This window comes from Ventosimonas gracilis (assembly GCF_001580025.1).
In the GTDB taxonomy this organism is placed as follows: Bacteria; Pseudomonadota; Gammaproteobacteria; order Pseudomonadales; family Pseudomonadaceae; genus Ventosimonas; species Ventosimonas gracilis.
On record NZ_LSZO01000025.1, the window covers coordinates 1 to 9,834 of the forward strand.

The window sequence follows — 9,834 nt, forward strand, 5'->3', positions numbered from 1 at the left end:
ATTTTCGAACGTTTGAAGTACCTATTTTTACCAGTCATATCAGGAAGTTATCATGCCATAAAAACATGTTTGCTTCCTAAGACCCTTAAATAAAACAACAACAGGAGATGCTCATGAGTGTCGAAACGATTTTCTTAAACGCCCCCGACTTTCCCCGCCAAGCCGATGTGCGCATTGTGCTGCGCTTTGGCGCTCGCTTTGCCGCCCACGCCAGCGAATGGGACAGAGAACTGGACGGCGCATTGAGCCGTTCTTGCGCACTTCCCGCCTGCACCTGCGCGAGCGGGGAAATCGTCGATATTCTGTTGCCACCACCACCGCCTAACCAAGTGCGTGAAAGGCGCGCAGTCGTGCTTAATTTGGGCAATCCCGCCGAAATGACCGCGCTTTCGCTGATGCAAGCGGGCGCAAAACTCGCCCGCTTTCTGGAAAGCGTCAAAGAAAGCCGTGTGACGCTGCTGCATGACTGGAAAGAGACATGCGCCGTCGCCCGCCATGAATTGAGCGGACGCTTATTGCTGGGGCTGCAATTGGGTAATTACCGCTTCGCCCTGATGGGCAAACAAGACAAAGCGCACGCCATCGAGATTTTCGTCAGCGGCGAGGAATGGGATGTTGATAGCGCCTCCCGCTTTACTTCACTCGCCGAAGGCGTTTGTCTGGCGCGGGATTTGGTCAATTACCCGGCCAGTCACTTGCATCCGGATAACTTTGCCGACTATCTCGCGCCTTTGGCAGCGGCGGGCGTTGCCATTGAAGAATTACAAGAAGAGCAACTTAAGCAACTGGGTATGGGCGCACTGCTTGCCGTCGGCGGCGGTTCAGCACGTAAACCGCGCCTGTTGCTACTGCGTTATTGCGGCAAAAACGCGCCTGAGCAGCCACTGGCACTGGTCGGCAAAGGCATTTGCTTTGATGCCGGTGGCCTATGCATTAAAACCACGCGGCAGATGTTCCCCATGCGCGGCGATATGGCAGGCGCTGCGGCGGTTGCCGGTACTTTGCTGGCGCTCGCCCGCCAGCAAGCGAACGTGCATGTGGTCGGCATTTTGGCGATTGCAGAAAACCTGCCATCGGCGACCTCCTATAAGCCTGGAGATATTATCGAGAGCGCCTCCGGTCGCACCATTGAGGTGTATGACACTGACTGCGAAGGCCGCATGGTGCTCTGTGATGCGCTGCACTACGCGGCCACTCGCTGTAATCCCAGCGCCATCATCGATTTAGCAACGCTTACCTATTCCGTAATGCAAGGGCTTGGCCCAGTCTTTGCCGGATTATTTGCAAGTGATGACAAGCTCGCGCAAACATTACTGGCAGCCGGTGAACGTACCGGCGAGCGCTTTTGGCGGCTGCCGCTCGATAGCGCTTATGACGAAGGATTGCGCTCGCCGGTCGCCGATTTACGCCAACACGCCAAAACCGACGATGGCGACGCACCTTACGCAGCGGCCTTTCTTAAGCACTTTGCCGAAAGCGTGCCTTGGGCGCACTTGGATATTGCCGGTAAAGAACTGCTCGAAGAAGATGCACCCTTGGCTCGCGCCGGTGCCAGCGGCTTTGGCGTATTGCTGTTGGAAGAGTGGCTAAACGGCCAATAGATTCAGCGCCCTCTCCCGCTTGCGGGAGAGGGCAATCCCGCTTAGGCGTTTTGTTCAATCAGTGTTTGCATGCTAGGCAGTTCAAGAAATAACGGCATTTCGCCCTGGTGTTCGGTAAAGCCCTGTTTGCGGTAAAACGCCCGTGCTGGCTGGTTTTGCGGGTCTACGTCCAATCTTAAGTAGTTACAGCCGATTTGCCGGGCCTGCTGGCAAACGGCGGCGAGCAAACGCAAACCCAAGCCTTGGCCGCGCAGCTCGGGTTCGATAAATAAGTCGCTGATAAACAGCCCCGATGCGCCGCGCCAGCCGGAAAAGGTGGTGGAAAACAGGCACATACCGACGGCCTTAGCACCCTGCTCGGCAACCAGGCCGTCAAAATGTGCTTTGCCGCCCGGGCCAAATTGGCGGATGTCGTTTTCGGTCACGAGCGGGGTGCGGGTTACGCCGGTTTGTGCGGCTAAATCGTGCAGCATACGGGCGATAGTGGCGGCATCGGCCGGGTTAATCGGGCGTAAAAGCGTATTCAAGGACTGCCTCCAGAATGGCCGGGTATCGCATAGCGGCGCTCAATCAGGCTAAACAACTTCGATAGCGCAAAGACCAGGAGCAGATAAATCACGCCCAGCACGAGATACACGCCAAGGTTATAGGTTTGGTTAAAGGCCAGCGACCCTGCTCCCATCAAATCACGCATGGCAATGGTGCTGACCAAAGCGGTTGCCTTTAACGAGATGATGACATGGTTAAACAGTGCGGGTGCGCTGCGGCGCAAGGCGAGTGGCAACAGGATGCGCCAAATCAGCGTGCGTTTTTTCATGCCACAGGCAATCGCCGCTTCTTTCTCGCCTTGGGTAACGGTGCGCAGCCCGCCGCGCAAGTCTTCGGCCATATAGGCGGCCAAATTAAGGATAAAAGCAAGGCTCGCCAGCAAAAAAGGCGAGGAAACCAGTACCCACCAAGGGGAAGCGCGCAGCAACGGCAGCGAACCGTAAAACTCGCGCAGCAGCGCAGGCAGGCCGTAATAAATCAAAAAAAGCTGCACAAACATCGGCGAGCCGCGAAACAGCAGGCTGTAAAGCTGCGCCGGCAGTCTTAACCCAAAGCGCCGCGAATCGAGCGCCAGCGCCAGCGGAATGGCGAGCGCAAAGCCGCCGATGGTCGAAACCACCAGCAGCTTGACGGTCAACCAAAAACCCTCGCCAAGCTGCGCGCCGTAGCGGGAGAACATCTCCAGCAGTGTTTCCATTAACGCGCCTCCCGCCGCTGTTCCAGTAACCGCAGCAGCATCGTTGAGGCGAGGCTAATCAGCACATAGAGCAGTGCGGCGGTACCGTAAAACAAAAACGGGTCTTTCACTGTGGCGGTGCCAATTTGCGCTTTGCGCATCAGTTCTTGCAGGCCGATAACGGCGACCATTGAGGTGTCTTTGAGCATAATCAGCCACAGGCTGCCCAAGCTTGGCAGGGCAATTTGGATGACCTGTGGCAGCTCAATGCGCAGCAGTATGCGAAAGCGCGAAAGGCCAAAGGCGAGCGCCGCTTCAATTTGCCCTTTTGGCAGGGCAATAAAGGCCGCACGGAAAACCTCCGAAGCATAAGCGCCAAAAATCAGCGACAGCGCCAATGTCCCTGCAATAAAGGGATTAAGCGAAATGCCCTCGCCAAAAAAGTGGTTAAGCGCCATCTGCACGCCAAAGTAGCTTAAAAAAATCACCAACAGCTCGGGCAGACCGCGAAACACATTGGCAATGCCGTAGCAAATCGCGCGTAACGCGCTGTGGCGGGAGCGTTTTCCCGCGCACAATACAAGGCCAATCAGCAAACCAAAGGCGAGCGATGCCAAAGCCAGTTGCAGCGTGACCCAGGCACCTTGCAACAGTTGCAGTTCATAGCCTTTGTAGGCTGCGAGCATCAGGGCGGCTCTAGCGCAGTGGGAAGCTAAAGTATTTGGCGGCAATGGCGGCAAAGGTGCCGTCTTCGACCATTGCGTTAATGGCGTTATTCAGCTCGGCCACTAAAGCCGTATCTTCTTTGCGCACGGCGATGCCGATTTCATTCCCCAGGTCTTTGTCGGTAACGGTTTCGCCGACCTGTTCATAGGCCGCAGCGCCGCCGTTTTCGGCAATCCAAGGCTCAATAATCACCACATCGGCAAAAATGCCGTCGAGGCGACCGTTTTCAAAGTCCAAAAACATGTCGTCGGTGGATGGGTAGGGTTTGATTTGAAAACCCGTCCCGTATTTTTTCGGCAGCCAAGGTTCATGGCTGGTGCCGGCCTGAATGCCGATGGTTTTGCCGGCCAGCCCTTCGCGGCTGAAAACAAGCCCGCTGCCGGTAGGGGCGGCCATCATGGCGTAGGAGTAGTAATAAGGCACGGTAAACAGCACCTGCGCCGAACGCTCCGGGGTGATGGTCATGGAAGAAACCATCACATCGAATTTACCGGTTTGCAGTGCCGGAATCATGCCATCCCATTGCTGCGTAACCCACTGGCATTGCCGATTGATACGCTTGCACAGTTCGTTACCAATATCGACATCAAAGCCTACGACTTTGCCGCTGGCATCAATGGAGTTAAACGGCGGATAAGCGCCTTCTACCCCCATTTTGAGCACTGGTGCCGCTTGGGCTAGCGCGCCAAGGAGTAAGGCGGTAGCGCCAAGTGCTAAGCGAATAAGCTGTTTTATCGTTGTTTTCATGAGAATTTCCTCTTTCGGTTTTGGATTTAATGCTGCAAGAAGCGCTTAAGTTACGCAGCTGGCAGGCTTTTATTCCTTCAAGGCCGTTCAAATAACGCGGCAACGCCCATGCCGCCGCCCACACAGAGGCTGACCAGCACGCGCTTGGCGCCTCGCCGCGCGCCTTCCAATAAGGCATGCCCGGCCAGTCTTGCACCGCTCATGCCGTAGGGATGTCCCAAGGCAATCGCGCCGCCGTTGACATTAAGTTTGTCCTGATCAATGCCTAAACGCTGTACGCAGGCGAGCACTTGGCAGGCAAAGGCTTCGTTGATTTCCCACAGGTCAATCGCATCGACGGTGAGTTGATTACGTGCCAAAAGTTTGGGAATGGCGTGCAGTGGCCCCATGCCCATTTCTTCTGGCGCAAGGCCGACGCTGACCATATCGCGCAGTCGTCCCAGTGGGGTAATCCCGCGTTGTTCGGCTTCCCTTTCGGACATTAACAGGCACGCGCAAGCGCCGTCGGAAAGCTGGCTGGCATTGCCCGCGGTCACGCAAGTGCCATTGGCCAGCGCAGGTTTAAGCGCGGCCAGCGCGTCAATGCGGGTTTCGCGCAGGCCCTCGTCTTCGCTAAAAGTGCGCAGCTTTTGATGGGTTTGCCCGCTGTCCTTGTCGACAATGAGCTGGCTGACTTCAAGCGGTGCGATCTCTTTCGCAAACCATCCGGCGGCTTTTGCTTTGGCGGCACGTTGCTGGCTTTGCAGGGCATAGGCATCTTGCTCTTCGCGCGATACCTGGTAGCGCTTGGCCAGGATTTCGGCGGTTTCCAGCATATTTAAGTAATACTTGGGATAGTGGCTCAGTACCTTGGGATCGCGCAGCCGGTAATTATTCATCTTGTCGTTTTGCGCAAGACTGACGGATTCCACGCCTCCGGCGAGCAGGATGCGGTTTTGTCCGCTTTGGATTTGCAGTGCGGCACTGGCAATGGCCGAAAGCCCGGAGGCGCATTGCTGGTCGATGGTTTTGCCGCTAATGCTAACCGGCCAATGGGCGGCCATCACCGCGTGCCGGGCGATATTCACGCCACTGGTGCCTTGCGTAACGGCGCAGCCGAGCAGCACTTCTTCGATCTCATCTGCGGCTAGCGGCGTGCGAGCCAGCGCCGCCTTCATGGCATGCGCGGCCAGTGTCGGCGCTTCGGTATTGTTCAGCGCACCGCGATACGCTTTGCCGATAGGGGTTCTGGCGGTTGCGACAATAACTGCATCCTGCATAAGGTTTTCCTACTTTTTATAAGGGTTCGAGGCCACACCAGTTGGCGATAAACAAGGCAATGGCTTGCGTGACGCGCAGCGTTGAGGCAAGCGATACGCGCTCGTCGTAACCGTGGATATGTTCGGCTTTCGGCCCATAAACCAAGGTAGGAATACCGCCGTACAGACCAAAAAAACGCGCATCGGTGGTGGCGGTTACGGCTTCTTGCTGCAAGGCCTTACCACTGACTTGCTGATGTGCATTGGCGAGGGTTTGGATGGCGACGGTTGCCGTCTCTGATCGATCATCGGCCAGGCTGTAACCTTCGGCGCGAAAGCCGTGGTTAATGATTTCGGGCGGGTTTTCACGCAAAAAAGCCGACTGCTGCGCCGCCGTTAGAATGCAATCGCGGATGGCTTGTTCGGCCTGATTTAAATCCTGCCCCGGATAAATGCCCATGCGCACATCCAAAGTGGCCCAGGCCGGAACGCTGGATGCCCAATCGCCGCCTTCTATTTTGCCGATATTGAGATTAAGCGGATGGGCATGTTTGGCGTAATGCGCAGGTTTGTCTGTTTGCGTATTCCACTCGTGCTCCAGTTGCCGCAGCGCCGCAACCAGTGGGAAAGCCGCTTCAATGGCATTAACCCCAGCCGCTGCATAAGCCACATGCGCCGGTATGCCTTTAAGGCGGATTTGCAGCCAGATCACTCCCACTTGCGCCGAAACCAAAGTCTCGTTAAAGGGCTCTGGAATCAGCGCGGCTTCAGCGCGATAACCTCGGTGCAGGCAGGCAAGTGCGCCGTTGCCGGTGCATTCTTCTTCCACGACCGATTGTAAAAAGCAGTCCGCCGCCGGACGAAAACCCAAAGCGGCCAAGGCATCCAGAGCAAACAGATTGGCCGCAAGACCTGCCTTCATATCGCCCGCGCCACGGCCATACAGCCAGTCGCCTTCAATGCTTGCGGCAAAAGGCGCACGGCTCCACATATCGGCAGGCCCGGTAGGCACCACATCAATATGCCCATTTAAAATCAGGCTGCGCCCGCGCCGGGTTTTGGAGTGGCTGGTGCCGACGACGTTGACGGCGTTTTCATAAGGCGCGAGCACCGGCGAATAGCCGGGCAGATGTTGTAACTCTTGGTGGTCTAATGCCCAGCGGTCAACGTGCAGGCCGCGCGCGGCAAAAGCGTCGCTCATCCACTGTTGCGCGGCGCTTTCTTCGCCACGGGTGGAGGGAAAACGGGTGAGCTGGCCGAGAAAATCAACTTGCTTGGCGAAACCCGCCTCTACGGCGTTAAGGATTTCTTGTTGTTGGGCTAAAAGGGTCATCTGCGTTTTCTAATAGTAAGGAATGGGGGTATCTGGCAGCAGTAGCGGTGCAGCGGTAGCAGCTATTACTTCATCCAGCGAGACGCCTTGGCGCAGTTCGCGCAGTGCAAAGCCTTGTGCAGTGACATCGATAACGGCAAGGTCGGTGATAATCCGCTGTACGCAAGCGGGCGCGGTCAGCGGCAAGGTGCAGCGCTTAAGCAACTTGGGGTTGCCGTTTTTATCCAGATGGGTGGTCAGCACCAGCACGCGGCGGGCTTTTTGTGCGAGTTCCATCGCACCACCTGCGCCGGGGGTGAATTTGCCGGGAATGATCCAGTTGGCCAAATCGCCGTTTTGCGCCACTTCAAAAGCGCCCAATACGGACAGGTGCAAACGCCCGCTACGTACCAAGGCAAAGGAGGTCGCGCTGTCAAAAAAAGCCGCGCCCGCCAAGGTGGTGACGTAGCTGCCGCCCGCATCAATCAGATTGCGGTTTTTACTGTGATCCGATGCCACAGCGCCCATACCGGCGATGCCGTTTTCTGAGTGGACGCAGACTTTTACCTCAGAGGCGACAAATGGCATAAGCGCGGTGGGCAGGCCAATGCCCAGATTAACCGTCATGCCGTTTGTAAGTTCGGCAGCGGCGCGGCGCAGCAGCCGTTCACGTGCGCTTAACATCGTAGGCTCCGGTTAATTCAATAGGCACTACGGCATCGACAAATACGCCCGGACAGTGCACGTCATCCGCTCCGATTGCGCCCAGCGGCAGCCGTTGTTCGGCTTCCACAATCACCTTATCGGCGGCCATTGCCATCAGCGGGTTAAAGTTGCGTGCCGAAGCGGCAAAGCGCAGATTGCCGAAACAGTCGGCAGATTCGGCATGAATGAGCGCCACATCGGCACGCAGCGCCGCTTCAAATAAAAAAGACTGCCCATTGATGCCAAGCCTCTGTTTGCCTTCAGCCAAACGAGTACCGATACCAATATCGGTGACAATACCGGCAATCCCCGCGCCGCCTGCACGAATGCGTTCGGCCAGAATGCCTTGGGCGCAAAATTCCACTTCCAGCCTGCCCGCATTCATCAGGGCAATAGCATTCGCGTTAAGCCCGATATGGGTCGCAATCAATTTGCGCACTTGTCCTGCCGCCAGCAGATGGTCAATGCCCATGCCCTTTTCGTTGGCATCGTTTTTGATCAGGGTCAAGTTTTTACAGCCGCGAGAGCGCAGCGCTTCAATCAATAAAAAAGGCGTGCCGGGAATGCCAAAGCCGCCCACCATCACCGTCATGCCGTCTTCTATCTGGGCAATGGCTTGTTCCATCGGGCAGGTTTTGTCGTGCATTTTGCCGTCCTTAGCTCATGCCGATTTCATGGGAGAACTGGTCAAGGCTGGCATGCAGCATCTCCATCAGCTCGTCAATCTGCGGGTCACTGATAATCAGTGGCGGGCAGACCATAAAATGGTCGCCCAGACGACCGCCGCGGGTGCGTCTGGAATAAATAATCAGCCCCTTTTCAAAGGCAATATCCACCAAGCGCGTATGCGCATTAAGCGCGGCCGGTAACGGCTCCATAGTGGCGCGCTCTGCAACCAGTTCAAAGGCGAGCAGCAAGCCCTTGCCGCGCACATGGCCGACAAAGGGATAGCGGTGGAGCAATCCATCCAATTCGGCGCGTAGCCGTGCACCCTGCTGCTGCGCAGCTTGCAGCAGATTTAATCGCTCGATTTCTTCCAGCACGGCAAGACCTGCGGCACAAGCGAGCGGATTACCGGCATAGGTATGGCCGTGGACAAAGCCGCCATTGCCCAAAACCGCTTCGACCAAGTCACGCCTTGCCACCATCGCGCCCAGCGGCATATAACCTGCGCCAAAGCCTTTGGACAGCGCCACAATATCCGCGCAGACCTGCCAGTGCTCCATCGCCAGCCAACGGCCGGTACGGCCAAGGCCGCTCATCACTTCATCGGCAATCAGCAGTACGCCGAACTCATCACAAATCCGCCGTATTTCCTGGTAGTAGCTATCGGGGGCAACCAAGGCACCGGTCGAAGCCCCGCCGACCGGCTCCATAATAAAAGCCAGCACGGTTTCCGGCCCCTGGCGGAGGATTTCTTCACGCAGCAGGCGGGCGTAGCGCAGGCCGCGCTGCTGCTCGCTAAGGTTGTCGGTATCCAGGTAAGTGGTCGGTGCGGCAATTTTGGGCATATCGCACAGCATCGGCGCAAAAGGCGCACTCATCAGCGACATGCCGGTCAGCGCCAGAGCGCCCAAGGTCGAGCCGTGATAGGAAGGAAAACGCGAAATGATTTTAAAGCGCTGCGCCTGCCCGCTGGCAATGGCGTATTGGCGCGCGAGTTTGATGCTGCTTTCGACCGCCTCTGAGCCGCCGGAAACAAAAAATACCCGATCCAGCTTGGGCGGCATGCGCTGCGCAATGGCAGAGGCCAGTTGTTCGGCGGGTTCGTTTTCAACATGCAGGCGATAGCCAAAAGTGGCACGTTGCATCTGCCGCTGCATGGCCGCCAAGACATTGGGGTTGGAGTGGCCAATATTGGAAACCATCGCACCGCTGCTGCCGTCCAGATAACGCTTACCCGATATATCCCAAAGGTAAATGCCAGAGGCTTTATCCAGCAACGGGCGACGGCTGCCGGATTGGTAAAACAGATTGGATTGTTTTGATACTGCTAAGGACATTATTTTGATTGTGTTTTGTAAACGAGCCACGCATCTAAGCGGAGCAGGTCAGGTTTGTCAAGCCAGTGGCGGGAACAACCCAAGGCCAATGCTTAGCTCCTGCTGGTGGGAGAGGGAGCAAAGCCGTTAAAACGCGCGGCTTTCTTCTTCCTCACGCACCTGATGGCCGGGGGATACCTCGCGGAAGTGGCGCAGAGGCGGGGTAAAGTCGATCGCCCTTATGGGCGTGTGCAGTTCATGCAGCGGCAAATCGCGGCGCAGATGGCGACGGCTGGGG

10 protein-coding genes are annotated in these 9,834 nt (G+C 56.8%); 1 reads left to right on the forward strand and 9 read right to left on the reverse strand.

Annotation, left to right across the window (positions count from 1 at the left end):
- Window positions 1–113 precede the first annotated feature (113 nt).
- Window positions 114–1,601 (forward strand): leucyl aminopeptidase family protein, encoded by a 1,488-nt coding sequence (locus tag AXE65_RS01540; protein ID WP_153015358.1) that lies wholly within the window; start codon window positions 114–116, stop codon window positions 1,599–1,601.
- 41 nt (window positions 1,602–1,642) lie between these two features.
- Here AXE65_RS01540 and AXE65_RS01545 read toward each other — a convergent pair whose 3' ends face one another.
- The 9 genes from AXE65_RS01545 to AXE65_RS01585 form a co-directional block, all read right to left on the reverse strand.
- Complete coding sequence (locus AXE65_RS01545; protein ID WP_068387054.1) at window positions 1,643–2,128, reverse strand: GNAT family N-acetyltransferase; 486 nt, start codon at window positions 2,126–2,128, stop codon at window positions 1,643–1,645.
- The gene (locus tag AXE65_RS01550; RefSeq protein ID WP_068387057.1) at window positions 2,125–2,847 is read right to left on the reverse strand and encodes an ABC transporter permease subunit; all 723 of its coding nucleotides are present in this window, start codon (window positions 2,845–2,847) and stop codon (window positions 2,125–2,127) included. Before AXE65_RS01550 ends, AXE65_RS01545 begins: the two co-directional genes overlap by 4 nt.
- Window positions 2,847–3,512: an ABC transporter permease gene (locus AXE65_RS01555; RefSeq protein WP_068387060.1), complete on the reverse strand. Its 666-nt coding sequence runs from the start codon at window positions 3,510–3,512 to the stop codon at window positions 2,847–2,849. The genes AXE65_RS01550 and AXE65_RS01555 overlap by 1 nt, the downstream gene beginning before the upstream one ends.
- A gap of 10 nt (window positions 3,513–3,522) precedes the next feature.
- Window positions 3,523–4,299: a transporter substrate-binding domain-containing protein gene (locus AXE65_RS01560; RefSeq protein ID WP_068387063.1), complete on the reverse strand. Its 777-nt coding sequence runs from the start codon at window positions 4,297–4,299 to the stop codon at window positions 3,523–3,525.
- Between the two features lie 77 nt (window positions 4,300–4,376).
- The gene (locus tag AXE65_RS01565; RefSeq protein WP_068387066.1) at window positions 4,377–5,558 is read right to left on the reverse strand and encodes a thiolase family protein; all 1,182 of its coding nucleotides are present in this window, start codon (window positions 5,556–5,558) and stop codon (window positions 4,377–4,379) included.
- Between the two features lie 16 nt (window positions 5,559–5,574).
- On the reverse strand, window positions 5,575–6,870 hold the full coding sequence (locus tag AXE65_RS01570; RefSeq protein ID WP_068387069.1) for an ArgE/DapE family deacylase: 1,296 nt from the start codon (window positions 6,868–6,870) through the stop codon (window positions 5,575–5,577).
- Window positions 6,871–6,879: 9 nt separating this feature from the next.
- Window positions 6,880–7,533: a 3-oxoacid CoA-transferase subunit B gene (locus tag AXE65_RS01575; RefSeq protein WP_068387072.1), complete on the reverse strand. Its 654-nt coding sequence runs from the start codon at window positions 7,531–7,533 to the stop codon at window positions 6,880–6,882.
- Entirely contained in the window at window positions 7,517–8,200 is a 684-nt protein-coding gene (locus tag AXE65_RS01580) for a CoA transferase subunit A (protein WP_068387075.1), read from the reverse strand. The genes AXE65_RS01575 and AXE65_RS01580 overlap by 17 nt, the downstream gene beginning before the upstream one ends.
- Before the next feature lie 10 nt (window positions 8,201–8,210).
- On the reverse strand, window positions 8,211–9,557 hold the full coding sequence (locus AXE65_RS01585; RefSeq protein WP_068387078.1) for an aminotransferase family protein: 1,347 nt from the start codon (window positions 9,555–9,557) through the stop codon (window positions 8,211–8,213).
- Between the last annotated feature and the right edge of the window lie 277 nt (window positions 9,558–9,834).

Coding starts and splice junctions, on each gene's coding strand:
- AXE65_RS01540 (WP_153015358.1), top strand. CDS start 114: ATGAGTGTCGAAACGATTTTCTTAAACGCCCCCGACTTTCCCCGCCAA.
- AXE65_RS01550 (WP_068387057.1), bottom strand. CDS start 2,847: ATGGAAACACTGCTGGAGATGTTCTCCCGCTACGGCGCGCAGCTTGGC.
- AXE65_RS01555 (WP_068387060.1), bottom strand. CDS start 3,512: ATGCTCGCAGCCTACAAAGGCTATGAACTGCAACTGTTGCAAGGTGCC.
- AXE65_RS01560 (WP_068387063.1), bottom strand. CDS start 4,299: ATGAAAACAACGATAAAACAGCTTATTCGCTTAGCACTTGGCGCTACC.
- AXE65_RS01565 (WP_068387066.1), bottom strand. CDS start 5,558: ATGCAGGATGCAGTTATTGTCGCAACCGCCAGAACCCCTATCGGCAAA.
- AXE65_RS01570 (WP_068387069.1), bottom strand. CDS start 6,870: ATGACCCTTTTAGCCCAACAACAAGAAATCCTTAACGCCGTAGAGGCG.
- AXE65_RS01575 (WP_068387072.1), bottom strand. CDS start 7,533: ATGTTAAGCGCACGTGAACGGCTGCTGCGCCGCGCCGCTGCCGAACTT.
- AXE65_RS01580 (WP_068387075.1), bottom strand. CDS start 8,200: ATGCACGACAAAACCTGCCCGATGGAACAAGCCATTGCCCAGATAGAA.
- AXE65_RS01585 (WP_068387078.1), bottom strand. CDS start 9,557: ATGTCCTTAGCAGTATCAAAACAATCCAATCTGTTTTACCAATCCGGC.